Source organism: Glutamicibacter sp. AOP38-B1-38, assembly GCF_052377485.1.
In the GTDB taxonomy this organism is placed as follows: domain Bacteria; phylum Actinomycetota; class Actinomycetes; order Actinomycetales; family Micrococcaceae; genus Glutamicibacter.
This window is the reverse complement of sequence record NZ_JBQSWU010000024.1, coordinates 24,116-47,971: the sequence shown is the minus strand read 5'-3', so window position 1 is coordinate 47,971 and position 23,856 is coordinate 24,116. Positions and strand designations below refer to the sequence as shown.

General features: G+C 58.7%; 34 protein-coding genes. 2 read left to right on the top strand and 32 right to left on the bottom strand.

Annotated elements, in window-relative coordinates:
* Positions 1-11: 11 nt before the first annotated feature.
* From ACT3TP_RS14095 to ACT3TP_RS14010, 18 genes are all read right to left on the bottom strand, one after another.
* On the bottom strand, positions 12-1,016 hold the full coding sequence (locus ACT3TP_RS14095) for a DNA-directed RNA polymerase subunit alpha (RefSeq protein WP_096283635.1): 1,005 nt from the start codon (positions 1,014-1,016) through the stop codon (positions 12-14).
* Between the two features lie 167 nt (positions 1,017-1,183).
* On the bottom strand, positions 1,184-1,585 hold the full coding sequence (gene rpsK, locus ACT3TP_RS14090; RefSeq protein WP_096283637.1) for a 30S ribosomal protein S11: 402 nt from the start codon (positions 1,583-1,585) through the stop codon (positions 1,184-1,186).
* A gap of 43 nt (positions 1,586-1,628) precedes the next feature.
* Positions 1,629-2,003: a 30S ribosomal protein S13 gene (gene rpsM, locus ACT3TP_RS14085; RefSeq protein ID WP_096283639.1), complete on the bottom strand. Its 375-nt coding sequence runs from the start codon at positions 2,001-2,003 to the stop codon at positions 1,629-1,631.
* 145 nt (positions 2,004-2,148) lie between these two features.
* The gene (gene rpmJ / locus ACT3TP_RS14080; RefSeq protein ID WP_013349661.1) at positions 2,149-2,262 is read right to left on the bottom strand and encodes a 50S ribosomal protein L36; all 114 of its coding nucleotides are present in this window, start codon (positions 2,260-2,262) and stop codon (positions 2,149-2,151) included.
* Between the two features lie 134 nt (positions 2,263-2,396).
* A complete protein-coding gene (gene infA, locus ACT3TP_RS14075; protein ID WP_096256877.1) occupies positions 2,397-2,618 on the bottom strand; it encodes a translation initiation factor IF-1 in 222 nt (73 codons plus the stop codon).
* Positions 2,619-2,825: 207 nt separating this feature from the next.
* On the bottom strand, positions 2,826-3,656 hold the full coding sequence (map, locus tag ACT3TP_RS14070; protein WP_105553351.1) for a type I methionyl aminopeptidase: 831 nt from the start codon (positions 3,654-3,656) through the stop codon (positions 2,826-2,828).
* A gap of 135 nt (positions 3,657-3,791) precedes the next feature.
* Positions 3,792-4,364, bottom strand: coding sequence for an adenylate kinase (locus ACT3TP_RS14065; protein ID WP_105568753.1), 573 nt, complete (start codon positions 4,362-4,364; stop codon positions 3,792-3,794).
* A complete protein-coding gene (secY, locus tag ACT3TP_RS14060; protein ID WP_105568752.1) occupies positions 4,361-5,665 on the bottom strand; it encodes a preprotein translocase subunit SecY in 1,305 nt (434 codons plus the stop codon). The genes ACT3TP_RS14065 and secY overlap by 4 nt, the downstream gene beginning before the upstream one ends.
* Positions 5,666-5,919: 254 nt before the next feature.
* Positions 5,920-6,372, bottom strand: a complete 453-nt coding sequence (gene rplO / locus ACT3TP_RS14055) for a 50S ribosomal protein L15 (RefSeq protein WP_105553130.1) — start codon at positions 6,370-6,372, stop codon at positions 5,920-5,922.
* 2 nt (positions 6,373-6,374) lie between these two features.
* A complete protein-coding gene (gene rpmD / locus ACT3TP_RS14050) occupies positions 6,375-6,581 on the bottom strand; it encodes a 50S ribosomal protein L30 (RefSeq protein WP_096283647.1) in 207 nt (68 codons plus the stop codon).
* Positions 6,582-6,584: 3 nt separating this feature from the next.
* On the bottom strand, positions 6,585-7,265 hold the full coding sequence (gene rpsE, locus ACT3TP_RS14045) for a 30S ribosomal protein S5 (protein ID WP_176484079.1): 681 nt from the start codon (positions 7,263-7,265) through the stop codon (positions 6,585-6,587).
* Between the two features lie 29 nt (positions 7,266-7,294).
* Complete coding sequence (gene rplR, locus ACT3TP_RS14040) at positions 7,295-7,666, bottom strand: 50S ribosomal protein L18 (protein ID WP_096283652.1); 372 nt, start codon at positions 7,664-7,666, stop codon at positions 7,295-7,297.
* Positions 7,667-7,668: 2 nt separating this feature from the next.
* The gene (gene rplF / locus ACT3TP_RS14035) at positions 7,669-8,205 is read right to left on the bottom strand and encodes a 50S ribosomal protein L6 (protein WP_096283654.1); all 537 of its coding nucleotides are present in this window, start codon (positions 8,203-8,205) and stop codon (positions 7,669-7,671) included.
* 20 nt (positions 8,206-8,225) lie between these two features.
* Positions 8,226-8,624 carry a 30S ribosomal protein S8 gene (rpsH, locus tag ACT3TP_RS14030; protein WP_096283656.1) on the bottom strand — a complete coding sequence of 133 codons (399 nt, stop codon included), beginning with the start codon at positions 8,622-8,624 and terminating at the stop codon, positions 8,226-8,228.
* 57 nt (positions 8,625-8,681) lie between these two features.
* Positions 8,682-9,251 carry a 50S ribosomal protein L5 gene (rplE, locus tag ACT3TP_RS14025; RefSeq protein ID WP_096283658.1) on the bottom strand — a complete coding sequence of 190 codons (570 nt, stop codon included), beginning with the start codon at positions 9,249-9,251 and terminating at the stop codon, positions 8,682-8,684.
* Positions 9,251-9,595, bottom strand: a complete 345-nt coding sequence (rplX, locus tag ACT3TP_RS14020; protein ID WP_096256888.1) for a 50S ribosomal protein L24 — start codon at positions 9,593-9,595, stop codon at positions 9,251-9,253. Before rplX ends, rplE begins: the two co-directional genes overlap by 1 nt.
* A gap of 2 nt (positions 9,596-9,597) precedes the next feature.
* A complete protein-coding gene (gene rplN / locus ACT3TP_RS14015; RefSeq protein ID WP_096283660.1) occupies positions 9,598-9,966 on the bottom strand; it encodes a 50S ribosomal protein L14 in 369 nt (122 codons plus the stop codon).
* Positions 9,967-10,291: 325 nt separating this feature from the next.
* Entirely contained in the window at positions 10,292-11,254 is a 963-nt protein-coding gene (locus ACT3TP_RS14010) for an endonuclease/exonuclease/phosphatase family protein (RefSeq protein ID WP_444620844.1), read from the bottom strand.
* Between the two features lie 430 nt (positions 11,255-11,684).
* On the opposite strand from ACT3TP_RS14010, the gene ACT3TP_RS14005 reads away from it, so the two are divergent.
* Complete coding sequence (locus ACT3TP_RS14005) at positions 11,685-12,509, top strand: MBL fold metallo-hydrolase (protein WP_444620843.1); 825 nt, start codon at positions 11,685-11,687, stop codon at positions 12,507-12,509.
* 33 nt (positions 12,510-12,542) lie between these two features.
* On the opposite strand, the gene ACT3TP_RS14000 is transcribed toward ACT3TP_RS14005, so the two are convergent.
* Entirely contained in the window at positions 12,543-13,052 is a 510-nt protein-coding gene (locus tag ACT3TP_RS14000) for a VOC family protein (protein ID WP_444620842.1), read from the bottom strand.
* 69 nt (positions 13,053-13,121) lie between these two features.
* Here ACT3TP_RS14000 and ACT3TP_RS13995 point away from each other — a divergent pair, with 69 nt between their 5' ends.
* Positions 13,122-13,961: a helix-turn-helix transcriptional regulator gene (locus tag ACT3TP_RS13995; RefSeq protein ID WP_105568748.1), complete on the top strand. Its 840-nt coding sequence runs from the start codon at positions 13,122-13,124 to the stop codon at positions 13,959-13,961.
* Here the strand turns inward: ACT3TP_RS13995 and ACT3TP_RS13990 are convergent.
* From ACT3TP_RS13990 to ACT3TP_RS13930, 13 genes are all read right to left on the bottom strand, one after another.
* Positions 13,933-14,334, bottom strand: a complete 402-nt coding sequence (locus ACT3TP_RS13990) for a RidA family protein (protein WP_105568747.1) — start codon at positions 14,332-14,334, stop codon at positions 13,933-13,935. The two genes, ACT3TP_RS13995 and ACT3TP_RS13990, sit on opposite strands and share 29 nt — an antisense overlap.
* A gap of 153 nt (positions 14,335-14,487) precedes the next feature.
* Positions 14,488-14,775, bottom strand: a complete 288-nt coding sequence (gene rpsQ / locus ACT3TP_RS13985) for a 30S ribosomal protein S17 (protein WP_096256894.1) — start codon at positions 14,773-14,775, stop codon at positions 14,488-14,490.
* A complete protein-coding gene (rpmC, locus tag ACT3TP_RS13980; protein WP_096283676.1) occupies positions 14,775-15,044 on the bottom strand; it encodes a 50S ribosomal protein L29 in 270 nt (89 codons plus the stop codon). The genes rpsQ and rpmC overlap by 1 nt, the downstream gene beginning before the upstream one ends.
* A gap of 2 nt (positions 15,045-15,046) precedes the next feature.
* Entirely contained in the window at positions 15,047-15,463 is a 417-nt protein-coding gene (rplP, locus tag ACT3TP_RS13975; RefSeq protein WP_096283678.1) for a 50S ribosomal protein L16, read from the bottom strand.
* Entirely contained in the window at positions 15,464-16,249 is a 786-nt protein-coding gene (gene rpsC / locus ACT3TP_RS13970) for a 30S ribosomal protein S3 (RefSeq protein ID WP_096283680.1), read from the bottom strand.
* On the bottom strand, positions 16,250-16,615 hold the full coding sequence (gene rplV / locus ACT3TP_RS13965) for a 50S ribosomal protein L22 (RefSeq protein WP_096256898.1): 366 nt from the start codon (positions 16,613-16,615) through the stop codon (positions 16,250-16,252).
* A 58-nt stretch (positions 16,616-16,673) separates the two neighbouring features.
* Positions 16,674-16,955, bottom strand: a complete 282-nt coding sequence (gene rpsS, locus ACT3TP_RS13960) for a 30S ribosomal protein S19 (protein WP_096283683.1) — start codon at positions 16,953-16,955, stop codon at positions 16,674-16,676.
* A gap of 12 nt (positions 16,956-16,967) precedes the next feature.
* Positions 16,968-17,807: a 50S ribosomal protein L2 gene (gene rplB, locus ACT3TP_RS13955; RefSeq protein ID WP_096283685.1), complete on the bottom strand. Its 840-nt coding sequence runs from the start codon at positions 17,805-17,807 to the stop codon at positions 16,968-16,970.
* Positions 17,808-17,838: 31 nt separating this feature from the next.
* On the bottom strand, positions 17,839-18,141 hold the full coding sequence (gene rplW, locus ACT3TP_RS13950) for a 50S ribosomal protein L23 (protein ID WP_096283687.1): 303 nt from the start codon (positions 18,139-18,141) through the stop codon (positions 17,839-17,841).
* Positions 18,138-18,740, bottom strand: coding sequence for a 50S ribosomal protein L4 (rplD, locus tag ACT3TP_RS13945; protein ID WP_096283689.1), 603 nt, complete (start codon positions 18,738-18,740; stop codon positions 18,138-18,140). Before rplD ends, rplW begins: the two co-directional genes overlap by 4 nt.
* 4 nt (positions 18,741-18,744) lie before the next feature.
* Positions 18,745-19,395, bottom strand: coding sequence for a 50S ribosomal protein L3 (rplC, locus tag ACT3TP_RS13940; protein ID WP_096283691.1), 651 nt, complete (start codon positions 19,393-19,395; stop codon positions 18,745-18,747).
* A 20-nt stretch (positions 19,396-19,415) separates the two neighbouring features.
* The gene (rpsJ, locus tag ACT3TP_RS13935; RefSeq protein WP_013349689.1) at positions 19,416-19,724 is read right to left on the bottom strand and encodes a 30S ribosomal protein S10; all 309 of its coding nucleotides are present in this window, start codon (positions 19,722-19,724) and stop codon (positions 19,416-19,418) included.
* 398 nt (positions 19,725-20,122) lie between these two features.
* Complete coding sequence (locus tag ACT3TP_RS13930) at positions 20,123-23,776, bottom strand: hypothetical protein (RefSeq protein WP_444620841.1); 3,654 nt, start codon at positions 23,774-23,776, stop codon at positions 20,123-20,125.
* Between the last annotated feature and the right edge of the window lie 80 nt (positions 23,777-23,856).

Below are 23,856 nucleotides of genomic sequence, written 5' to 3'. Positions count from 1 at the left end.
GACTAAGGTCTTTACAGGCCTTCGTCGTAGACGTCGTCGCCATCTTCGATGGCACTACGAGCGGCAAGGTCGAACCCTGGAGGGGAATCCTTCAGTGCTAGACCCAGTTCAACAAGCTTGGCCTTGACTTCGTCAATGGACTTCGCACCGAAGTTACGGATGTCCATCAGGTCGGCCTCGGAGCGAGTTACGAGTTCACCCACGGAGTGGATGCCCTCACGCTTCAAGCAGTTGTACGAGCGAACGGTCAGTTCCAGATCCTCGATCGGCAGCGCCATGTCTGCAGCCAAAGCTGCATCCGTTGGCGATGGGCCGATTTCGATACCTTCGGCTGCGGTGTTCAGTTCGCGGAACAAACCGAACAGCTCAACCAGCGTGGTACCTGCGGATGCAACAGCATCGCGCGGGGTGATCGACGGCTTTGCTTCAACGTCAACGATCAAGCGATCGAAGTCGGTGCGCTGCTCAACACGGGTAGCTTCCACGCGGAAGGTCACCTTCAGCACCGGCGAGTAGATCGAATCAACTGGGATTCGACCGATCTCGGTGTCGGCACTCTTGTTCTGAGCAGCTGACACATAGCCACGGCCACGCTCAATGGTCAGTTCCAAATCGAACTTGCCATTGGCGTTCAAGGTAGCGATGTGCAGCTCAGGGTTGTGGAACTCTACACCCGCTGGTGGGGTGATATCCGCTGCGGTGACGACGCCTGGGCCCTGCTTGCGCAGGTAGGCGACGACCGGCTCGTCGTGCTCGGAAGAGACCGACAGGTTCTTGATGTTAAGAACCAGTTCGGTGACGTCTTCCTTGACACCGGCTACGGTAGAGAACTCGTGCAATACACCGTCGAGTCGAACACTGGTGACAGCTGCACCAGGGATCGAGGACAACAGGGTACGGCGGAGTGAGTTGCCTAGGGTGTAACCAAAGCCTGGCTCCAACGGTTCAATGATGAACCGGGAGCGATTCTCGGAAACTACTTCTTCGGTCAGGGTTGGGCGCTGCGTAATGAGCACTTACATTTCCTTTCAGCGAGCGTCCGCTATATGACGCCTCACGGGGGTGGAAACGACGGTAGCCTGTTGGCCGTTCGTCTGTTGCAGGCATGAGAGTCCAAGAACGTCACCGACCCATTCGGCAAGAATGGCTCGGTGACTTCTTTAGGCTCAGCCTAGCGAATCAATTAGACGCGGCGACGCTTTGATGGGCGGCAACCGTTGTGGGCACTTGGGGAAACATCCTGGATGGATCCAACCTCAAGGCCAGCAGCCTGCAGCGAACGGATCGCGGTTTCGCGTCCCGAGCCCGGGCCCTTGACGAAAACGTCAACCTTGCGCATGCCGTGCTCCTGCGCGCGCTTAGCGGCAGATTCAGCGGCCATCTGAGCAGCGTATGGGGTCGACTTACGCGAGCCCTTCATGCCTACCTCGCCGGCCGAAGCCCACGAGATAACAGCACCGGACGGATCGGTAATCGATACGATGGTGTTGTTGAAGGTGCTCTTGATATGCGCCTGTCCCTGCGCGATATTCTTTTTGTCCTTGCGACGCGGCTTACGTACCGCTCCACGAGTCTTTGGGGGCATTTCTTCTCCTACGAAAAAAGTATTTGAACTAGACCGCTAAGATTTAGCGAGTCTTCTTCTTACCTGCGACGGTACGCTTCGGGCCCTTGCGGGTACGAGCGTTGGTCTTGGTGCGCTGACCGTGGACCGGCAGGCCCTTACGGTGACGAATACCTTCGTAGGATCCGATCTCGACCTTGCGGCGGATGTCAGCCTGAACCTCGCGGCGCAGGTCACCTTCTACCTTGTAAGTGCCTTCGACGAAGTCACGCAGCTGAACGAGGTCAGCGTCGCTGAGATCCTTAACGCGCGTGTCCGGGTTGGTCCCGGTCGCTGCGATGATCTCTTCTGCACGGGTCTTGCCCACGCCGTAGATGTAAGTCAGCGCGATAATTACGCGCTTTTCGCGTGGAATGTCCACGCCTGCTAAACGAGCCAAGTGGCTACCTTTCAACCAACGGAGGTCTGGAGCAGTACCACCCAGGATATCTCCTGGCCCCGGCCTCCGAACCCGGGGGTGTGCATCGATACTTCGATGCGGTACTGCCTATATGACTACGCGTGGGAAATTCCGAAGAACGGAATTAGCCCTGACGCTGCTTGTGGCGTGGATTCTCGCAGATCACCATGACCACGCCATTACGACGGATCACCTTGCATTTATCGCAGATCGGCTTCACGCTAGGGTTAACCTTCAAGGCTTTGTCCTTTTGCGGTTGCAGTTATTGAGTGGAGCAGTGAATAAGCAGTTCGTCCCAGGACATTCCTCAGACGGGCGTTCGAACGATCTCTCGTTCAACGTCCGTCAGGCTAATGTCTATGGACTGCAGATTTACTTGTAGCGGTAAACGATACGGCCTCGGTTGAGGTCGTATGGGCTCATTTCAACCTGCACTCGATCCTCTGGGAGGATACGAATGTAGTGCTGACGCATCTTACCCGAGATAGTGGCGAGCACCACGTGACCGTTTGGCAGCTCTACGCGAAACATCGCGTTCGGCAGCGCTTCGGATACGGAGCCCTCTACCTGGATGACGCCTTCCTTCTTGCCCATTTTCCCCGCTAACTTTTGTTGTTGACGATTTTCCATCAACAAGTAATTGGTTCTGGCTGTTTACGACCTCACCGAACCCTAAGAGTTTTAGGCTCAGTCAAATAGACAACCAAAAATTAAGAATACGCCATTGGCAGACTCTAGGACAAATCCAAGGACGCACTTAAACTGTTAGCTCCGGCACGCTTGGCGTGCCGGAGCCAGAACTTAAGGCTTGATCGGCGAGGGAGTCACGCCGAATGGCGCCAATCCCGCTTCGCCGCCATCATGTGCGGTGAGTACCCAGATGCCGCCCATGTGGATAGCTACGGTGTGCTCCCACTGCGAGGCGTTCGCCTTGTCGTCGGTGACTACCGTCCAGTCATCTTCCAGCACCGAGGTCGCGATCTTGCCGCGCACCAGCATTGGTTCGATGGCCAGCGCCATGCCCGGCTTGATCCGCGATCCGCGGTGGCCGGTGTTGTAGTTCAGCACATCCGGGGCCATGTGCATGGCCGAGCCGATGCCGTGGCCGCAGTACTCCTCCAAGATGCCCAGCGGGGCGCCCGGCTGGGAGCTGACGAAGTCGTCGATCGCTTCGCCGATCTGCCCGATGTACCGCGCCTTGGAGAAGGCGGCGATGCCGGCCCACATGGCCTGCTCGGTGATCTCGCTCAGCCGCTGGTCCGCCGGGTCCACCTTGCCGATGAGCAGGGTGCGTGCGGAGTCCGAATGCCAGCCATCGATGATCGCGCCGCCATCGACCTTCAGCACGTCTCCGTCCTTCAGCTCATACTCGCTGGGGAAGCCATGGACGACCTCGTGGTTGACCGAGGCGCAGATGTTCGCCGGGAAACCGTGGTAGCCGAGGAAGTTGCTGGTGGCGCCGTGGCGTTCGAGCACCTTCGCGAAGGCCGCGTCGACCTGCTTGGTGGTAACCCCCGGACGGGCGGTGGCGCTGGCCTCGTCGAGTGCTTCGGCGAGCACCAGTCCGGCCTCGCGCATCTTCAAAATCTGCGAATTGGTTTTGTACTCAATTCGTGGCTGACCTAGAGCCAATGTCATGCCCCTTAATTCTTTTGGGTCTCAGAACCCAAGTAAGCGTTTGGATATGTGTAGCTAAACCACGCAGGGACCGTGCCACGGCCCTCAGAGGCTGTTCGCGGCACGGTCCCTACGTGTAAGTGGAAATGCTTAGGCGGTAACGTTCAACGCCGAGAGCACACGCTCGGTGACCTCGTCGATGGCGCCAATGCCATCGACCTTGCGCACGATGCCGCGCTCTTCGTAGCGATCTACCACGATGCGGGTCTCTTCGTTGTACAGCCCCAGGCGGTGGCGGATGACCTCTTCGGTGTCATCGGCACGGCCTTCGATCTGAGCACGCTTGAGCAGGCGCGCTACCAGCTCTTCGTCATCGGCGGTCAGCTGCAGCACTGCATCCAACTCGACGCCCTGAGCGGCAAGCATGGCATCCAGGGCATCAACCTGTGCGCTGGTGCGTGGGTAGCCGTCGAGCAGGAAGCCGTTGGCGACATCTTCCTGGCCCAGTCGATCTTCAACCATGTTGTTGGTGACCGAGTCCGGCACGAAGTTGCCGGCGTCGATGTACTTCTTCGCCTCGACACCCAGTGGGGTGCCGCCCTTGACGTTGGCGCGGAAGATATCACCGGTGGAGATCGCGACGATCTCCAAACGCTCGGAAATCTTCACTGCTTGGGTGCCTTTGCCGGCACCCGGTGGACCAATAATTAACAGTCGACTCATCGCAGTAGCCCTTCATAGTTTCGTTGCTGCATTTGAGCATTGATTTGCTTGACGGTTTCCAGACCCACACCAACCATGATGAGGATCGAGGTGCCGCCAAATGGGAAGTTTTGGTCTGCGTTGAACAGCACGAAGGCGATCAGCGGGATCAACGCGACGAACGCCAGATACAGGGCGCCCGCGAAGGTGATTCGGGAAATCACGAACTGCAGATACTCGGCCGTTGGCTTGCCGGCGCGAATGCCCGGAATGAAGCCACCGTACTTCTTCATATTGTCCGAGACTTCAATCGGGTTGAAGGTAATCGCGACATAGAAGTAGGTGAAGCCAATGATCAGCAGAGTGTAGACGAGCATGTACCACGGTGAAGAGGACGCCGAGTGCTCCTGCAGCCACATGGCCCAACCTGGCAGGGTGCCGTCATCGTTCTGGTTGAACGAGACGATCATCTGCGGCAGGGCGAGGATCGAGCTGGCGAAGATCACCGGGATCACGTTCGCCATGTTGACCTTCAGCGGAATGTAGGTGGAGGTGCCACCCACGGTGCGCCGTCCGATGGTGCGCTTGGCGTACTGCACCGGAACACGTCGCTGGGACTGCTCCACGAACACGACCAGCGCGATCACCAGGAAGCCGATGGCGATGACCCCGATGAAGGTGCCCCAACCCTGGGACTGCGCGATGGCGCCCATGGCGGCCGGGAAGCCCGAAGCGATCGAGATGAAGATCAGGATGGACATGCCGTTGCCGATACCGCGTTCGGTGATCAATTCGCCCATCCACATGATCAGGCCGGTGCCTGCGGTCAGTGCGAAGATCATCAGCAGAATCACGATAATCGAGTCATCGGGAATCAGCGGCAGGGTGCAGCTCGGGAACAGTCCGCCGGTACGCGCCAGAGTGATCAGCGTGGTGCCCTGCAAGAGCGCCAATGCGATGGTCAGGTAGCGGGTGTACTGGGTCAGCTTGCCTTGGCCGGCTTGGCCTTCCTTGTGCAGTGCTTCGAAGTGCGGGATCACCACACGCAGTAGCTGCACAATAATGGCCGCCGTAATGTACGGCATGATACCCATGGCAAAGATCGAAACTTGCAACAGGGCGCCGCCGCTGAAGAGGTTTACGAACTGATAAAGACCACCGGTGGTTGAACCCAATGCTAGACACTGCTGAACGTTGCTGTAATCCACGCCCGGGGCCGGAATAAAAACGCCGACTCGATAGATCGCAATGATCCCGAGGGTGAAAAGCAGTTTGTTGCGCAGGTCAGGCGTCCGAAAAACTCGGGCTATGGCGCTGAACAAGCGTCCTCCTGAAGTATGTGCTTGAGTCTAGGTAAAGACTCTTGCTATGACCTAATGATTCTAGCCGTCTTATGTACTATCTCGCCAAATACGCCACACAGCTATAACCCCATTTTTTCGCAGTGGTTGCGGAAATACGGTGGTTTACTTGGGATTTCGGAGCGTAATACTACGAGTAACGCGAGATAAGAAAATCCCCGGTGAGCTTGTCTAAACAAGCTCACCGGGGATTTAGCTATAGCGCAAACCCTGAATTAGAGGGTTTCTGCCTGGCCGCCAGCAGCAGCAATCTTTTCGGTTGCGGAAGCCGAGAAAGCGTTAACCTTCACGTCAACCTTGACCGTCAGGTCGCCGGTGCCCAGCACCTTGACAGGCTGGTTCTTACGAACAGCGCCCTTGGCAACGAGTGCCTCGACGGTAACTTCGCCACCTTCTGGGAACAATTCCGAGATCTTGTCCAGGTTTACAACCTGGTACTCGACGCGGAATGGGTTCTTGAAGCCACGCAGCTTTGGCAGACGCATGTGCAGTGGAAGCTGTCCACCTGCGAAACCTGCCTTGATCTGGTAACGAGCCTTCGTACCCTTGGTACCACGGCCTGCAGTCTTACCCTTGGATGCCTCGCCACGACCCACGCGGGTCTTGGCGGTCTTGGCACCCTGAGCTGGACGCAGGTGGTGAACCTTAAGTGCTTTTTCTTCAGCCATCTTTACTTCGCCTCCTCAACCTTCAACAGGTGTGGAACCTTGTTGACCATACCTACGGTCACAGGGTCAGCGGAGCGGACAACGGTGTGTCCGATGCGCTTCAGACCCAGCGAGCGAACGATGTCGCGCTGAACCTGGCTACCACCAATGATGGACTTAATCTGGGTGATTTCCAGCGTGGCATCGCCTGGAACAATGTTCTTAGCCATTGATTAAGCACCTGCCTTCTGGGTCTGGATGTGACGCAACATTGCTGCTGGTGCAACCTCGTCCAGCGGAAGACCGCGGCGAGCTGCAACTGCTGCAGGCTCTTCGAGACCCTTCAGCGCTGCAATGGTGCCCTTCACGATGTTGATCTGGTTGCTTGAACCCATCGACTTCGAAAGGATGTCCTGGATACCAGCGCATTCCAATACCGCACGCACCGGACCGCCGGCGATAACGCCGGTACCCGGAGCAGCTGGACGGAGCAAGACGACGCCAGCGGCGGCCTCGCCCTTGACCAGGTGCGGGATGGTGCCGCCAACGCGTGGAACGCGGAAGAAGGACTTCTTGGCTTCTTCAACGCCCTTGGCGATAGCTGCTGGAACTTCCTTGGCCTTACCGTAGCCAACGCCAACCATTCCGTTGCCGTCGCCCACGACGACAAGTGCGGTGAAGCTAAAGCGACGACCACCCTTGACGACCTTGGATACGCGGTTGATAGCTACAACGCGCTCAAGGAACTTGTCCTTGTCGTCATTGCGGCTGTCCTTCGAATCGCGGCCTCGGCCACGACCCTCGCCACGGCCACGGCCTTCTCCACCACGGCCACGACCCTCGCCGCGAGCGGCGCCGGTCTTCTCCGTGGCAGGAGCTGCAGTAGTCGAGGCTGCTTCAGTAGCTTCAGACACCTGAGTTTCCTTCTTGTTAGTAGCTTCGCTCACAGTGCCAGCCCACCTTCACGTGCGCCGTCGGCAATGGCTGCCACGCGACCGTGGTAGCGGTTACCGCCGCGGTCGAAGACAACTGCTTCGATGCCTGCAGCCTTGGCGCGCTCTGCAACGAGCTCACCAACGCGCTTGGACTTTGCGGTCTTGTCGGCATCGCTTGCGCGAAGATCTGCTTCCATGGTCGAAGCGCTGGCCAGGGTCAGACCCTGTGAGTCGTCCACGATCTGTACGAACATGTGACGAGCCGAACGGTTGATGACCAAGCGTGGGCGTACCGAGGTACCAACGATGCGCTTGCGCACACGCAGGTGGCGACGACCGCGTGAAGCGGACCTGCTCTTGCCCTTGATTCCGATAGCCATAATTATTTACCAGCCTTTCCGACCTTGCGGCGGATGATCTCGCCAGCGTAGCGAATGCCCTTGCCCTTGTAAGGCTCGGTCTTGCGCAGCTTGCGGATGTTAGCGGCAACTTCACCGACGTGCTGCTTGTCAATACCAGCGATGGTGATTTTGTTGTTGCCCTCGACGGTAAAGGTGATGCCGTCAGGAGCCGTGACGCTAACTGGGTGCGAGTAGCCGAGAGCGAACTCCAGGCCGGCGCCCTTAGCGACAACACGGTAACCGGTACCGTGGATTTCCAGCTTCTTTTCGTATCCGTCGGTCACACCGATGATCAGGTTATTGATCAGGGTGCGGCTCAAGCCGTGCAACGAACGCGCATCGCGCGAATCGTTCGGGCGGGATACGGTAACGGTGTTCTCATCCTTGGCAACGGTGATAGGAGCCGAGATGGTGACCGAAAGCTCACCCTTCGGGCCCTTTGCGGTGACCTGCTGGCCATCCACATTCAGCTCAACGTTTGCCGGGACGGTGATCGGAAGACGTCCAATACGTGACATTGTATGTTTCTCCCTTCCCGTTACCAGACGTAGGCGAGGACTTCCCCACCTACGCCCTTCTTTGCAGCCTGACGGTCAGTAAGCAGACCGGAGGAGGTGGACAGGATTGCGATACCAAGACCACCGAGCACGTGAGGCAGGTTGGTGGACTTTGCGTATACACGCAAGCCTGGCTTGGAGATACGGCGTACGCCAGCGATTGAACGCTCACGCGATGGGCCGTACTTCAGGGTGATGGTCAGCGTCTTGCCGACTTCTGCTGCTTCTTCCTCGAAGGAGGCAATGTAGCCCTGATCCTTCAAGATGTTGGCAATGCGCACTTTGAGCTTGCTCGACGGCATCGACACGGAGTCGTGGTGTGCCGAGTTGGCGTTGCGCAGTCGAGTCAGCATATCTGCGACTGGATCTGTCATAGACATGTGGGCTTCAGCCCTTCCTCGTTACGGTTTCCGCTAGGGACCTGTAACGTAGCGAGTTTAGTTGTTGGTCTTGAACGGGAAGCCCAGAGCCTTGAGCAAGGCACGGCCTTCATCGTCAGTCTTGGCGGTGGTCACCACAGTGATGTCCATACCGCGCACGCGATCGATCTTGTCCTGGTTGATTTCGTGGAACATCGACTGTTCGGTCAGACCGAAAGTGTAGTTGCCATTGCCATCAAACTGGCGGTCGCTCAGACCGCGGAAGTCGCGGATACGAGGCAGTGCCAAGGTGATCAAGCGATCGACGAATTCCCACATGCGATCGTTACGCAAGGTGGTGTGGGTACCAATCGGCATGCCTTCGCGCAGCTTGAACTGTGCGATCGACTTGCGAGCCTTGGTGACCACTGGCTTCTGACCGGTAATTGCGGTCAGATCGCGCACGGCGCCTTCGATGAGCTTCGAGTCCTTAGCGGCCTCGCCGACACCCATGTTCACGACGACCTTGGTCAGGGTTGGTACCTGCATTGGGTTGACGTAGCTGAACTGCTCCTGCAATGCAGGGCGGATGTCTGCGGCGTACTTTGCCTTCAGACGTGGCTGGATCTTGGTGGCTGTCTCAGTCATTACAGATCCTTTCCGGAAGCCTTGGCGTAACGGACGCGCACAGTCTTGGACACACCGTTCTTCTCGACGGTTTCCTCGCGGAAACCAACGCGGGTTGGCTTCTTGGTCTCTGGGTCAACCACTGCAACGTTGGAAACGTGCACTGGAGCCTCAACAACCTCGATGCCACCGGACGTGGTTCCGTTTTCGGACTGTCCAGCCTTGGTGTGCTTGGTGACGCGGTTAACGCCCTCAACCAGAACGCGCGAAGTGGCGGTGATGACAGTCAGGACCTTGCCCTGCTTGCCACGCTCTTTGCCTGAGATGATCTGAACCAGATCACCCTTTTTGATCTTTGCACCCATGCTTACAGCACCTCCGGAGCCAACGAAACGATCTTCATGAACTTCTTGTCACGAAGTTCGCGACCCACTGGACCGAAAATACGGGTTCCGCGGGGCTCACCTTCGTTCTTCAAGATCACAGCAGCGTTCTCGTCGAACTTGATGTAGGAACCGTCTGCACGACGGATTTCCTTCTTGGTGCGAACAACGACAGCCTTGACGACGTCGCCCTTCTTCACGTTGCCGCCTGGAATTGCATCCTTGACGGTAGCGACAATAGTGTCGCCAATGCTTGCGTAGCGACGCTTCGAGCCACCGAGCACGTTGATGGTAAGGATTTCCTTAGCACCAGTGTTATCGGCAACTTTTAGTCGCGACTCTTTCTGAATCACTTCTTACTCCTGTCGTCTCGCTGGTTCTCTCTGGGAGCCTTGCGGAACGGATATGGTCTCCACGATACGATCGCTTACCCCCACCGGCGCGGGCGCACCGAATGCTGATCCCAATTGCTGGCAGGGCCGAGGCGTAAAATATCGAGGCTGTACTGCGCAACCCGACGGTGTCAGGCCGCACTGCATCGCACCGAAGGTGGATAGTCCTCGAATGAAATGCGCACAGAACCTTAAGTCTAGCCTAGATTCACGCCATTTAGAAATGGTGTGGTAATAGGAAAGCTAGCGTTCTTGGTCACACCCGCGGCCCGGATTGTTCCCGACTTTACGGGCTTGCTGACGGCTGCAGATGCAAAGTTGCGCTGAGCGCCAAATGATCCGAGCCGGGCAATCGGGTCGATTTCGTCTCCGAGACCGCAAACCCACGAGAAATGATGTGATCAATCTCTATGACTGGACTCGGCAGTCGCGTGGCTGGCCAGGTCGCCGCAGGAATAAACCCCGAAGCTTCGTCTAGCCCCTGCACCGCGCAGCGGTATTGTGGATGACCGCGCGTGGCATTGAAGTCGCCCGCCAAAATCACCGGGTTTTCACCATGCGTCTCGATCCACTTCTCCACGCTGCGAAGCCCCTGCTCCCAGGTTTCCGCCTTACCCAACGGCGGATACACATGCACTCCGGCCAACTGCACCTGCTGCCCCTGAACCTCGATCAGCACCGTGGGCATGCTGAACCACCCAGTTTCTTCGGTACTCAGCTCCGTCTCGGTCTCGGTCAACGGGAGTTTTGAAAAAATGACTGTGTCCCGGTTTCCATCCGCCGGCGCCGGAGCTGTCCGGTAGAGATATTCGGTCATCGCCCCGCGGGCCGCGAGCGACTCATGCAACGGCTCACTGGTCTCCACCAAAACAAGCACATCTGGATCTTCGCTGCTGATCTCTCGCGCCAGCTCGGCGGGATCTGCCTGGGCTTTATAGGTATTAAACGAAAATACCTTCAGCGCGGGTCCGGGATCCGTGCCGGCCGGCGGATTGAACTGCAGGTAGGGCTGCAATCCGAAAATGAGCGCCAACAGCAGCACCGCTCCGGGAAGCAATTTGCACCGCCAGCAGGCATAGACCAGTGCGGCAAATGGGATGAGCAGAAGCCACAGCGAGGCCGCTTGCACCTTGGGCAGCACTCCCCCGGCAAGCCACGGTAAATGCGTGAGCCCCGAAATCAGCAGTGACAGCAGCACCACCGGGATCCACAAGGTCTTCTTCCGTTTTTGCAGATCAATTGTGGGCATACCGGGAGCTTATCCTGTCGAGATGTTTAGCCAGAATCAGCCCTATGGCTCACAGTATTTATTCCATTGCCCAGCCGGTAGCCTTGCACAACTCGCAGGGATTCTCGTGGCGGACCTGGCCGCTGGAGCCGCCGGTGAAGATCAATCTTCTCCGGGTAAGAAGAACGGTGAGAGTTGCAGCGATTAGTTGACGGTCATAACCCGCACTGCACGGATGCAGCACTCCCCCCGCGACGGTTGCCTAGGCCCGCTGCTCGTGGAGCACTCTGAGTTCCCGGGATCAGCCGAGACGGTCCTGGAAATTCTGCCCGGCGCGGCAAGAAGACCGAACGAGTCGAACTGCAGTGATTTGTGCTGTTGCCGATGGCCAAGGCCCATTGCTGTCGGCTGATCCGCCATTTTGACCACCGACGGCTGTACCGTAGTGATCATGTCTTGGGTTGAGGTCGCAAATGACGTATTCGTGAAATCTTATGGCGCAGATAGGGTCAACATTGCCGCGATCCTCGGGCCTAGCGGTACGACCGTCGTTGACACCGGCGGTTCGCCCATGGAAGCCAGGCAAATAGTGGAAGAGCTGAGCCAGCGCTTCGGCAAACCAATCGTGGGCGCGGTCAATACCCATGCGCACTACGACCATTGCTTTGGAAATTCCGTATTTGCCCACTTGGGCGTACCCGTTATCGGCCACCAGCGGATCCCTGCCCACTTCGATTCCTTCGAATTGCCACGTTTGGCGGCATGGCGCCAGGATCCCAGCCGAGAACCAGACAAAGCATGGGACCAGGTCGCCTTGGTGCACCCATCTGTGCTTGTGGAACAAGCGACGACACTGACCGCTGGTGGACGGGACATTGCCTGCTTGCCCATATCGCGTGGACACACGGACACAGATCTTGCGGTCTTCGTTCCCGACGCCCGAGTATGGATGCTTGGGGACGTGATCGAAGAATCCGGACCTCCCATGTTTGGTTCGGGAAGTTGGCCGCTGGACTGGCCCGAATCCTTGCGCGCGCTGCTGGCTGGAATCGGGCCAGCGGATGTGATTGTTCCAGGGCACGGGCGGACCGTGGATCTCCAATTTGCCGCCACGCAGGCCGCAGAACTCCACGCTGTGGCTAATGCGGTTCGAGGCGCCTGGAACGCCGGGCGCAGCATTGATGAAGCACTAGCCGCGGCCGAATTGCCGTGGCCCCGCTGGATGCTGCACTCCGCATTTGAACGAGGATTTTCCGAACTATCCCCACAAGGGTGAAGCCGATGCACAAGCACGCAGACCACGCGCAGCTCAGGCCTGCTGCTCGGCCGCCCACCGGGCTACGCGTTCCTTGCTCTGCGCTTCGGAGAGATCCTCCACCCTGGACATCAGCGACCAACGCACTCCAAAGGGATCGATGATCGAGGCAAAACGATCACCGGACACGAAGGTTGCCACCGGCTCGCGGATTGCGGCTCCCGCCGCCTCGGCCTTTGCCACTAGCTCATCGACGTTCGGGCAGTACAGGCCAATGGAGTAGCAGGCTTCGGGTTGCGCGGGTGGTGCAACGAGTCCGTAGTCCGGGCTCGGCTCTCCCAACTGCAGTTTGCCGTTGCCAAAGTCCAGGTCTGCGTGGACCATCACTCCCCCGATCTCCGTGGAGTCCACGACTCTGGCCTTAAAGACCTCACGGTAGAACTCCACGGCCCCAGCCGCATTCCGGATCGCCAAAAACGGGGTCAACGATGTGGATCCGTGAGGGATCCCTGCGACGGTGTGCTGCCCGGTCACACCCATTGTGTTTTCTTCTCGATATTCCATGTCTTCACCCTAGAAGCTTGTGGCACGCTGGGACTTGTAGATTCGCGCCAAGTTTGGAGGGGAACGGTCATGGACAGCTCGGCCGACCGTCGCGGCGTGCTCTATCCCGCAATGCTGCCAGAATTCATCCGAGTGCCGGCTCCCGAAGAATTGCGTGACCGCGTGGGCTGGTTCTGGCTGGCTCGCTGGGATATTGCCGCAGGGCGAACCTCGCGCCAAGAATTGCTTCCGTTCCCCTGCATGAACGTGGTTATACAACGCCAGGGTGTCACGCTCTCCGGCGTTGCTACCGGTGCCTCGCACCGAGATTTGAGCGGAACCGGCTGGGTTCTCGCGGCCATGCTCCTGCCAGCGTCCACCCCGGCCTTCGGCATCGATCCGCGCAGCTTGCTCGGAGCCGAGATGAGTATCCCGGGCGCGACACCGCACGAAGCGATCAGCGCATTGCTGGCTGGACCGGTGAAGCGGGAAACCATCGAATCGGCGATCCAGCTGTTCGCTGCGTGGCTCGAAGCGAAGATCCCGCACCCTTCGGTCCAAGGGCTTCTGGCGAATCGCATGCTTGAGCTGGCCGCCGGGCAAAGGGAAATCATCAATGTCCCCCAGCTGGCACAGGCCATGGGGATCTCGGTGCGCAGCGTGCAGCGCCTGGCAAAAGATTATGTGGGGCTCGCACCGTTGACCATCATCCGCCGATACCGCCTGCAAGAAGCCGCGCAGCGGCTGCGTGAAAGCCCCGAAACAACCATCGCCCAGATTGCCGCCGAGCTAGCGTACGCAGACCATGCGCATCTCACCACCGATTTTCGCCAGGTACTCGGTTTCACCCCCAGCGCCTACCGCGCAAATTCGAAACCTGCAGACGCGGTCTTTCGCGAACCTAATCAAACAGCGCGGCCACCGCACTGATTTCGACGAGCGCACCCATCACGCCCAAGCCTGCGACGAGGCTCGCGGTCACCAGCGGCGGGCTCGGGGAGCTCAGTTCGCCGGCGATAGCCCCATAGGCGCGGGATACCTCGACGCCCTCGGCAAGTTGGACGTTCCAGGAGATCACATCGGCCAGATCCGCGCCGGCGGCGTTCAGGGCGATGCGTGCGTTGTGCAACGCCCGAGCGGCCTGCACCGCCACATCATCGGCACCGATGAGCGTCCCGCGCTCGTCGACCGAGTTTTGCCCGCCCACGTAAACCATTCTCGCCCCGGGTGGCACCACCGCCACATGGCTGAACGCAGGCGAGTGGACAAGGCCCGCGGGCCGGATGAATTCGATGGAAGCCATACCCCATGCTGACAGCGCTGCGCCGCCACTTCAAGAGCTCGGATTTACCGTTTTCTCTCCCTCGGGGGCGCAAAAACGCCCCGGGGCTCTGCTTGCGCAGCGCTCCGGGGCGTTTTCAGTTATTCACGTAATCCGTGAAATCACCAAGAAAGCTTACTTAGCCTTCTCAACGATCTCAACGAGACGCCAGTTCTTGTCTGCTGACAATGGGCGAGTCTCTGCGATTACAACCAAGTCGCCAATGCCGGCTTCGTTGTTCTCGTCGTGAGCCTTCACGTTCTTGTTGCGACGCATGACCTTGCCGTAAAGGGCGTGCTTAACACGGTCCTCAACGTCAACGACGATGGTCTTCTGCATCTTGTCGGAAACCACGTAACCACGGAGGGTCTTGCGGTCGTTGCGCTCTACAGCTGCGTCCACGACGTTATCCTTCTCGCTCATTACTTGGTTTCCTTGCCCTTCTTGGTCTCTTCAACCGGGACAACAACTTCCTTACGAAGACCCAGCTCGCGCTCACGCATTACGGTGTAGATGCGTGCGATGTCGCGCTTGATAGCCTTCAGGTTGCCGTGAGTCTCAAGCTGGCCGGTAGCCGACTGGAAACGCAGGTTGAACAGTTCTGCCTTGGCCTTCTTCAATTCCTCGTTCAAACGAGTATTATCGAAGCCGTCCAGGGAGTCGACGCTTAGATCCTTAGAACCAATAGTCATCCCTATTCACCACCCTCACGACGCACGATGCGTGCCTTCAATGGCAGCTTGTGGATTGCGAGACGCAATGCTTCCTTAGCTACCTCTTCTGAAACGCCATCAAGTTCGAACAAGATGCGTCCTGGCTTTACGTTTGCAACCCACCACTCCGGGGAACCCTTACCGGAACCCATGCGGGTTTCGGCTGGCTTCTTGGTCAGTGGACGGTCTGGGTAAATGTTGATCCAGACCTTACCGCCACGCTTGATGTGACGGGTCATCGCGATACGAGCTGCCTCGATCTGACGGTTCGTCACGTAAGCAGGAGTAAGAGCCTGAATGCCGTATTCACCGAAAGCAACAGTGGTTCCGCCCTTGGCAGCGCCGGAGCGCTTCGGGTGGTGCTGCTTACGGAACTTCACTCGACGTGGGATAAGCATTTAAGCCTGTCCTCCTTCCGCAGCCGGAGCTGCAGCGCCCTTACGCTCTGGACGACGACGACGCTCTCCACCACGTGGACGATCGTTGCCACCGCCGCGACCACCGCGAGCCGGAGCTGCTGCGGCCTGCTGTGCAGCAAGTTCCTTGGCGGTTACGTCGCCCTTGTAGATCCAGACCTTCACGCCGATACGGCCGAAGGTGGTCTTGGCTTCGAACTTGCCGAAGTCGATGTTCGCACGCAGGGTGTGCAGCGGCACACGACCTTCGCGGTAGAACTCCTTGCGGGACATTTCTGCACCGCCAAGACGACCGGAGCACTGAACGCGGATGCCCTTGGCACCAGCGCGCATTGCCGACTGCATGGCCTTCTTCATCGCGCGGCGGAAAGCCACACGCGAAGCAAGCTGCTCGGCGATGCCCTGGGCGACCAACTGGGCCTCCATGTCAGGGTTCTTGACCTCGAGGATGTTCAGCTGAACCTGCTTAGCCGTCATCTTCTCCAGTGCGCCACGGATGCGATCTGCTTCGGCGCCGCGGCGGCCGATCACGATGCCCGGACGTGCGGTGTGGATATCCACACGAACACGGTCACGAGTGCGCTCGATCTCGACGCGGGCGATGCCTGCACGATCCATTCCGGTGGACAGCAATGCGCGGATCTTTACGTCTTCTTTTACGTAATCTGCGTAGCGCTGTCCTGGCTTGCTGCTATCGGCGAACCAGTGCGAAACGTGGTCAGTGGTGATGCCGAGACGGAAACCGTTCGGGTTTACCTTCTGTCCCATTTAGTTCTCCCCACCCTTCTCCGGGGTTGAAACAACCACGGTGACGTGGCTGGTGCGCTTCTTGATCTGGAATGCGCGACCCTGAGCTCGCGGCTGGAACCGCTTCATGGTCGGACCTTCGTCAACAAACGCTTCGCTGATGATCAGCTCGTCCTCATTGAATGCTTCACCTGCACGGTCTGCAGCGGCACGGGCGTTAGCCACTGCCGATGCAACAACCTTGTACACTGGCTCCGAAGCTGCCTGTGGGGCAAACTTCAGGATAGCCAGCGCTTCGTTGGTCTGTAGACCACGAACAAGGTTGACGACGCGCCGGGCCTTCATAGGCGTCACGCGAATATGGCGCGCAATTGCCTTGGCTTCCATTGCTTTCCTTCTCTCGTCTCTCGAAGAGGGGTAAGCATCTCTAGATCCCTAACGGGACCTAGCGACGCTTGCCCTTCTTGTCGTCCTTTACGTGGCCACGGAACGTGCGGGTGGCTGCAAACTCTCCGAGCTTGTGGCCAACCATTGATTCGGTGACAAACACTGGAATGTGCTTACGACCGTCGTGCACGGCGATGGTGTGTCCCAGCATGTCCGGGATAATCATCGAACGGCGGGACCACGTCTTGATGACGTTCTTGGTGCCCTTTTCGTTTTCAGCTTCGACCTTAAGGAAGAGGTGCTGATCGACGAAGGGGCCTTTCTTCAGGCTGCGTGGCATGTTTCCAGGCTCCTATCGCTTGTTCTTGCCGGTACGACGGCGACGCACGATAAGCTTGTCGCTGTCCTTGTTCGGACGACGAGTGCGTCCTTCACGCTTACCATTAGGGTTGACCGGGTGACGACCACCGGAGGTCTTACCTTCACCACCACCGTGTGGGTGATCGATCGGGTTCATGGCGACACCACGCACGGTTGGGCGAACGCCCTTCCAGCGCATGCGGCCGGCCTTGCCCCAGTTGATGTTGATCTGCTCGGCATTGCCAACTTCGCCGATGGTTGCGCGGCAGCGCACATCAACGTTGCGGATTTCACCCGAAGGCAAACGCAGCTGAGCGAAGCGGCCCTCACGAGCCACCAGCTGGATCGAAGCGCCTGCGGAACGTGCCATCTTGGCACCGCCGCCGGGACGCAACTCGACCGCGTGGATTACGGAACCAACCGGGATATTGCGAAGCGGCAGGTTGTTACCTGGCTTGATATCCGCGTTTGGACCGGCCTCAACCTGGTCGCCCTGCTGGAGCTTGTTCGGAGCAACGATGTAGCGCTTGGTTCCATCAATGTAGTGGAGCAAAGCGATACGTGCGGTGCGGTTCGGGTCGTACTCGATGTGAGCAACGGTTGCCGGAACGCCGTCCTTGTCGTGACGACGGAAGTCGATCACGCGGTAGGCACGCTTGTGTCCGCCACCCTTGTGTCGGGTGGTGATCTTACCGGAGTTGTTACGGCCGCCGCTCTTGGTGAGCGGGCGAACCAGCGACTTTTCCGGAGTCGATCGGGTGATTTCTGCGAAGTCAGCTACCGACGAGCCGCGAAGGCCCGGGGTAGTTGGCTTGTACTTACGAATTCCCATTTTTCTTATTCCTCGTTAAAGTGGTCTCCGCTTAGGAAAGCGGACCGCCGAAGATGTCAATCGATCCTTCTTTCAAGGTGATGATTGCGCGCTTGGTATCCTTGCGTGCACCCCACCCGAACTTGGTGCGCTTGCGCTTACCGGATCGATTCATGGTGTTTACGGACTCAACCTTGACGTTGAAGATAGCTTCAACGGCATTCTTGATTTCCGACTTGTTCGAACGTGGGTCGACCAAGAAGGTGTACTGACCTTCATCGATCAGGCCGTAGCTCTTTTCCGAAACGACTGGTGCGATGACCACATCGTGCGGAGCCTTTGAGAAGACGCTCACTTGGCTTCCTCCTTCTGGACCAGTGCTTCGAAGGCAGCCTTGGTGAAGACTACGTCATCCGAAACCAGAACATCGTAGGTGTTCAACTGGTCGACGTATAGGACGTGCACGGAATCAAGGTTGCGCACCGAAAGTGCTGCAACATCGTTCGCGCGGTCAATGACGACGAGCAGGTTCTTGCGCTCGGTCAGCGAACGCAAGGTTGCCAGAGCTTCCTTGGTCGACGGGGTTTCACCGGCAACCAGGTTCTCGATCACGTGGACACGATCGAAGCGTGCGCGATCAGACAGGGCGCCGCGCAGTGCAGCAGCCTTCATCTTCTTCGGGGTACGCTGCGAGTAATCACGTGGGGTTGGACCGTGGACAATGCCACCGCCGGTCATGTGTGGAGCACGGATCGAACCCTGACGGGCGCGGCCGGTACCCTTCTGCTTGAACGGCTTGCGACCGGCGCCGGAAACTTCCGAGCGGTCCTTGGTCTTGTGGGTACCCTGGCGGGCAGCAGCAAGCTGTGCAACGACAACCTGGTGCAACAGCGGGACGTTGGTCTGTACGTCGAAGATACCTGCTGGCAGGTCGACGTTAAGTGCCTTAGTCATTTACTTATGCTCCCTTCACGGCGGTGCGTACGAGAACGACGCGACCGCGAGCGCCTGGAACGGCGCCCTTGATCAGCAGAAGGTTCTTCTCAGCGTCGATGGCGTGAATGGTCAGGTTCTGAGTGGTTACCCGCTCAGCACCCATGCGACCGGCCATCTTCTGTCCACGGAAAACGCGACCTGGGGTCGATGCGCCGCCGATGGAACCTGGCTTGCGGTGGTTCTTGTGCGCACCGTGGGAAGCCGGAGCACCCTTGAAGTTGTGACGCTTCATAACGCCGGCAAAGCCCTTACCCTTCGAGGTGCCTACAACGTCGACCTTCTGGCCTGCGTTGAACAGCTCGACGGACAGTTCCTGTCCAGCGGTGTACTCGGCTGCATCTTCAGTGCGCAGCTCCACCAGGTGACGACGTGGGGTCACGCCGGCAGCTTCAAAGTGACCAGCCAGTGGCTTGGTGACCTTGCGTGGGTCGATCTGGCCGTAGCCGATCTGAACTGCGGTGTAGCCATCACGCTCAGCGTTAACTAGCTGGGTGACAACGTTGCTGTCAGCCTGCACGACGGTGACTGGGATCAGAATGTTGTTTTCATCCCAAACCTGGGTCATGCCGAGCTTCGTGCCCAACAGTCCCTTGAAATTACGGGTTGCGGTCATAGTTTTCTCGCCACCTCCCCTTAAAGCTTGATTTCGATGTTGACATCCGCTGGCAGGTCGAGACGCATCAGCGAATCAACAGCCTTCGGGGTCGGATCGACGATGTCGATCAGACGCTTGTGCGTGCGCATTTCGAAGTGCTCACGGCTGTCCTTGTACTTGTGTGGCGAACGGATAACGCAGTACACGTTCTTTTCCGTTGGCAGCGGCACTGGGCCGACTACGGTTGCGCCTGCGCGCGTGACCGTCTCAACGATCTTCCGGGCCGAAACGTCAATGACCTCGTGGTCATACGACTTCAGCCGGATGCGGATTTTCTGTCCCGCCATGGCGTCATGCCTCTTTCTGTTAGCACTATCTAGAATTACTGTGCCTGTATACGGGCCCTTGCGGACCGGCACGCCTTACGCTGCGACTGAATCCGGATCAGATCCGGGTTCCTCACCCGCAGGTGGCTCCGACCCCCGCGGTCGGGCGTGTCGTGTAAATTTTAGTCACGACAAACCCGACAGGGTTTTCACTTTGTGCGAAGGTCTTTTGGTTTGCAGCGGTTGTATCGATCCCGAACCCCAGGCATTATCCTGGGTGAGAGCCGATCCCGGTCGCGCAAACCACTACCGATTACCCCTCGCGGGGATCGGGTTGCAATCAAGCAACTTATCTAGTCTGACAGGTCGACCGCCGTGGCGCAAATCTTTTGCCCGGATTCAGCCCAGTGATCTTGACCTCACGAACCGGCATCGCCGCGATCTTGGCGCTCTCGCTCCGCGCCGCCCGGGTCAGCCTCCTCGCTCTTGGGCTTGCGTTCAACGCGCACCAGCTTGAGCACCGCCGCGACAATCAGCGCGATGCCGGCAAGCACCAGCCAAAGGAATGCCAGGTACCGCAAGAACCACAGCACCGCCGCGGTAATGGCGATCGCGCCCCACCAGATGTAGCGCTTCTGCCCCAGCTTCAGGCCGAGAACGATTAATGCGGCAAAGAAGAAGAGGCTAAAGACCTGCGCCGCCCCATTGACATCTGCCAGGGTGCTCAACTGGGTCAGCGAGGCAAGAACGGCGGCCGCGACCAGATACCCATGAGCCACCGGCGAGCGTTTGCCCATGAAGTGACGAACGGCCAGGATGCCGGCAACGAGCGTGAAGTACAGGAAGAAGAAACTGATATCTGGCAGGCGAATGATTTGGCTGTAGCTGCTGAAGCCCAACAATGCGCCGAGCGCTATCAGCACATCGCTCCCCCACCGAAGCCAGTGCGTCGGCAATTCGTACATCCGGACTAGAACGGCGGCACCAAAGATCAGCACCGCACCGGCAATAATCCACACCGCCCGCAGGTCGTTGAAATGCACCAACGCCCCGGCGATCAGGGTGCCAAGAATCATCGCCGCGAAATAGATACGCGCAGCGGCTCCGCTGGCCTCGCGCGAGGTCACCAGTTCTCGGGGAAAATGTGGAACCGGCTCGGCGAACCGGCCGTGCAAGAGCGAAATGATCAACAGCACCATTGCAGTGAATAGCAGCTGCCAGGTTGGGTCCATCCAGGGTTGCAGCCCTGATGGCCTAGTGCCCCGCCAGAAATCGATGCCTTGGCCAATGGCTCCCAGCAATGTAAGACTGGCGCCGGCGGCCAACCACGGGATTTTCCGGGTGTGAACCAAAAGCCCGAGCTGCAGCGCGGCAACCAGGAAGATCAGCGCGAACCACCCGGGGGCGGGAGCTACGAACCCAATGCAGAACAACGCGAAGACCGTGCCAAAGATCGGCGAGAAGCGCAGTGTGGCCGAATCGCGCAAGCGCCACTGTATCCCCAGGCTGATCAGCGCCAGCGCCATGAGCAGAATCTGAATCATCTGCACAGACCACCACGGTCCGTGAATCCAGCCGGTGGCTGAGAAGCTTTGCACGCCTTGGACATAGCACAGGCCGCACAGTCCCATGATGGCTGCGAAGAGCAGGAACTCTGCATGCTTCGACTGCCCTCTGATGCCCAAGAACCCTGCCACCGAATGAATGATCCACAAGCTCAATCCCAACAGCATGGTGCCACGGTCATGCAGCCCAAAGCTCGCATCACCGATGAGTAGGAATAGCGGCAGCAGGCAAACCAGTCCGACGGTAATCCACAGCATCTCTCGGCTCAAACGGCGTCCGGTTCGCATGACGAGGAACAAGCGAAGCAGTTGCGGCACCATAACCGATACCAGCAACAGGGCGAAGCGACCATGGGAATCAAAATTGATCATGTCCACAAACCACCAGATGCTCAGGGTGAAGGTGATTTGTGCGGCGCCGGCGTAGCTCATCTTCCAGCGTGGTGAGTGAACCAGATGAGCGCCACGCAGATAGAAGAATAGATTCACAAGTCCCACGAAAGGCAGGGCGTTTTGCGGCTCCTGGAAGCTGAGCAGGAAGAGCCCACCACTAGCTGCCAGCACCATGGTGCGCAGTATTTGCACTGCGCGTTCCTGGCCGAAGCCATCGTTGCGCCAACCGGCCAGAATCACGCTGGCCAACGTTAGGAGGATTCCTATGAAGAACCAGTTGCCGGCAGGTAGTCCAAGGAAGCTTGCCGTAGCAGCATCCACGCCAGCCACCTGGTTCACCATAGATCCGATGTACCCCAGGGTGATCAACGCCAGCAGCGCGGAAGCACCGAATCGAATGAGTTGCCCACGAGTCCGGTCGGCTAGCCGAGCGCCTTGGAGCGTCGAGATGAGCCACAGTGCAAACAAAGGTACCCACAGGCCCACAACCCACGCTAGCTGCAGCGAGACATTCTCCGACACGTTCATCGCGTACCAGCTTGACCTACCCGTTTGGTGATCAAAACCGCTCAGCATCTGCTGCACCGTGCGACCGCCAAATCCGCCGAAGACAAGGAACCCGATCCACCGGGTCTGGTCTAGCGCCAGATGCCAGCGGCGATCCGTTTCGCTGCGCATCGCGAGTGTGAGTCCCACCAGAGCCACGGCTACCCCCGGCAATGCCCGCCAGGCAAACCAGTCACTGGCGGTGATCCCCAGCAGGACCAGCGCCACGATAGCGGCCGCTTCAATCTTTCCCCGCTTGCCCAAGGCTGGAACCGCGAAGAGCTGAAGCACGGGAATCAACAGCACCGAATACCACCAAGGAATGAGTTCTCCGCTGGCATTGAGCATAACCGCGAGCATTGAAGCGCAGACCAGCACCCAGAGGAGCACCCGTTCGGCCCGCCACCAGTTGGCTGGCACCGTGAAAAGCCGGCGATAACCTTGTGCATAATGCGTGATCGCCAGGGCCTGCGCCGCCCAAAGCACCGCGATGAGCACCCAGGTATTCCGTGGTTCCCAGGCCAGGTAATTTGCGGTGGCGAAAATCAGCAGCATGAAGCTCACGCGTGCCGCGTAGAGCCGATGCAGCCGGAACCTCACCAGCAATCTGATGGAGAGCAGCAGGTGGGCGGTCACCAAGAAGAACACCCACACCAAGTCGCGGGCATGCAAGGTGGTCAACATGACTAATGCCAGGCCGAGCACCAACAGCGGCAGCAACTGCGCGGTGGCGGACACGGCCGAGTAGAAGAGCGAGGAGCGAACCTTTGCGCTGCGCACAGCCAGGACAAGCAGCACCAGGGAGAGCAGCAGTAAGAAGAGCAGGTAGAACAAGATGCCGCGTTGCACCGTGGCCGCGCAGGCCATGGTGGTGGAGACCACTACGAAGACCGCAATCCAAGCTAGCACCCGGGAGCGTAAACGGAGGGTGGCAAAACCCACGGCAAGGGTGCCCAGCACCGAGAAGACCAGCCACACCACTGCCGCCGGCACCGGGAGCGTCAGGTAGGTCGCGATTCCCGATAAAGGCAATAAGGCCAACCCGGTTCCGGCGAAGGCGCTGGCGGCTGGCTTGAGATTCTGCTTTGCCCCGTGCACATAGAGTCCTCCGCCGTAAAAGGCCGCGGCCAATGCGAACAAGGCGATGAGTTTAGGCAGCGGCGGTAATGCGAAACTCAGGAACAGGGCTCCGGCGGCCACGATCAGCAGGGCGGCCACGTAGAGGGTGACGTTGATATTGCGCAGTTCCCGTTCACGCGGGGTCAGTTGCTTCACCGGGCGGACAGGCGCTGCGGGTGCTTGGACCGGCGGCCGGGCATAGACCTGCGCAGCGGGGTTTGCCACCGGGGCTCCCAGGGGCCAATTACTCGCCTCTTGGCTCGGTGGCGGCGGAGCGTGCGTGGAAGGTTGCTGGGCGGTACGTGCCGCGTAGTTAGTGGCGGCGTTATAGCCTTCCTGCCAGGCTTGCTGCTTGGCCTCGGAGTTCACCGTGTGGTTCCTGCGGCCAATGCGAAAGCCTATGAAGAAGCTGGCAGCCACGAGCAGGAGAACCAAGATGAACCAGAACATGCCGCGACCTTAGATCGATGAACTCGCAGAGGGATATCCACGCAATCCAATTAGACCACTGCATTGACATACTTGGCACT

What these genes read in the sequence shown, in the direction of transcription:
- ACT3TP_RS13990 (WP_105568747.1), bottom strand. Translation starts at nt 14,334, where the DNA reads ATGGCTTCCATCGAATTCATCCGGCCCGCGGGCCTTGTCCACTCGCCT.
- rpsH (WP_096283656.1), bottom strand. Translation starts at nt 8,624, where the DNA reads ATGTCTATGACAGATCCAGTCGCAGATATGCTGACTCGACTGCGCAAC.
- rpsK (WP_096283637.1), bottom strand. Translation starts at nt 1,585, where the DNA reads ATGCCCCCAAAGACTCGTGGAGCGGTACGTAAGCCGCGTCGCAAGGAC.
- rpsC (WP_096283680.1), bottom strand. Translation starts at nt 16,249, where the DNA reads ATGGGACAGAAGGTAAACCCGAACGGTTTCCGTCTCGGCATCACCACT.
- rpsJ (WP_013349689.1), bottom strand. Translation starts at nt 19,724, where the DNA reads ATGGCGGGACAGAAAATCCGCATCCGGCTGAAGTCGTATGACCACGAG.
- rplF (WP_096283654.1), bottom strand. Translation starts at nt 8,205, where the DNA reads ATGTCACGTATTGGACGTCTTCCGATCACCGTCCCGGCAAACGTTGAG.
- ACT3TP_RS14065 (WP_105568753.1), bottom strand. Translation starts at nt 4,364, where the DNA reads ATGAGTCGACTGTTAATTATTGGTCCACCGGGTGCCGGCAAAGGCACC.
- ACT3TP_RS13930 (WP_444620841.1), bottom strand. Translation starts at nt 23,776, where the DNA reads ATGTTCTGGTTCATCTTGGTTCTCCTGCTCGTGGCTGCCAGCTTCTTC.
- rplC (WP_096283691.1), bottom strand. Translation starts at nt 19,395, where the DNA reads ATGACCGCAACCCGTAATTTCAAGGGACTGTTGGGCACGAAGCTCGGC.
- rplD (WP_096283689.1), bottom strand. Translation starts at nt 18,740, where the DNA reads ATGACTAAGGCACTTAACGTCGACCTGCCAGCAGGTATCTTCGACGTA.
- rplO (WP_105553130.1), bottom strand. Translation starts at nt 6,372, where the DNA reads ATGGCTGAAGAAAAAGCACTTAAGGTTCACCACCTGCGTCCAGCTCAG.
- ACT3TP_RS14010 (WP_444620844.1), bottom strand. Translation starts at nt 11,254, where the DNA reads ATGCCCACAATTGATCTGCAAAAACGGAAGAAGACCTTGTGGATCCCG.
- ACT3TP_RS13995 (WP_105568748.1), top strand. Translation starts at nt 13,122, where the DNA reads ATGGACAGCTCGGCCGACCGTCGCGGCGTGCTCTATCCCGCAATGCTG.
- ACT3TP_RS14000 (WP_444620842.1), bottom strand. Translation starts at nt 13,052, where the DNA reads ATGGAATATCGAGAAGAAAACACAATGGGTGTGACCGGGCAGCACACC.
- rplB (WP_096283685.1), bottom strand. Translation starts at nt 17,807, where the DNA reads ATGGGAATTCGTAAGTACAAGCCAACTACCCCGGGCCTTCGCGGCTCG.
- rplP (WP_096283678.1), bottom strand. Translation starts at nt 15,463, where the DNA reads ATGCTTATCCCACGTCGAGTGAAGTTCCGTAAGCAGCACCACCCGAAG.
- rpmC (WP_096283676.1), bottom strand. Translation starts at nt 15,044, where the DNA reads ATGACTATTGGTTCTAAGGATCTAAGCGTCGACTCCCTGGACGGCTTC.
- rplV (WP_096256898.1), bottom strand. Translation starts at nt 16,615, where the DNA reads ATGGAAGCCAAGGCAATTGCGCGCCATATTCGCGTGACGCCTATGAAG.
- rpsQ (WP_096256894.1), bottom strand. Translation starts at nt 14,775, where the DNA reads ATGAGCGAGAAGGATAACGTCGTGGACGCAGCTGTAGAGCGCAACGAC.
- infA (WP_096256877.1), bottom strand. Translation starts at nt 2,618, where the DNA reads ATGGGCAAGAAGGAAGGCGTCATCCAGGTAGAGGGCTCCGTATCCGAA.
- ACT3TP_RS14005 (WP_444620843.1), top strand. Translation starts at nt 11,685, where the DNA reads ATGTCTTGGGTTGAGGTCGCAAATGACGTATTCGTGAAATCTTATGGC.
- rplE (WP_096283658.1), bottom strand. Translation starts at nt 9,251, where the DNA reads ATGACTGAGACAGCCACCAAGATCCAGCCACGTCTGAAGGCAAAGTAC.
- rplX (WP_096256888.1), bottom strand. Translation starts at nt 9,595, where the DNA reads ATGGGTGCAAAGATCAAAAAGGGTGATCTGGTTCAGATCATCTCAGGC.
- rplR (WP_096283652.1), bottom strand. Translation starts at nt 7,666, where the DNA reads ATGGCTATCGGAATCAAGGGCAAGAGCAGGTCCGCTTCACGCGGTCGT.
- rpmD (WP_096283647.1), bottom strand. Translation starts at nt 6,581, where the DNA reads ATGGCTAAGAACATTGTTCCAGGCGATGCCACGCTGGAAATCACCCAG.
- rpsS (WP_096283683.1), bottom strand. Translation starts at nt 16,955, where the DNA reads ATGCCACGCAGCCTGAAGAAAGGCCCCTTCGTCGATCAGCACCTCTTC.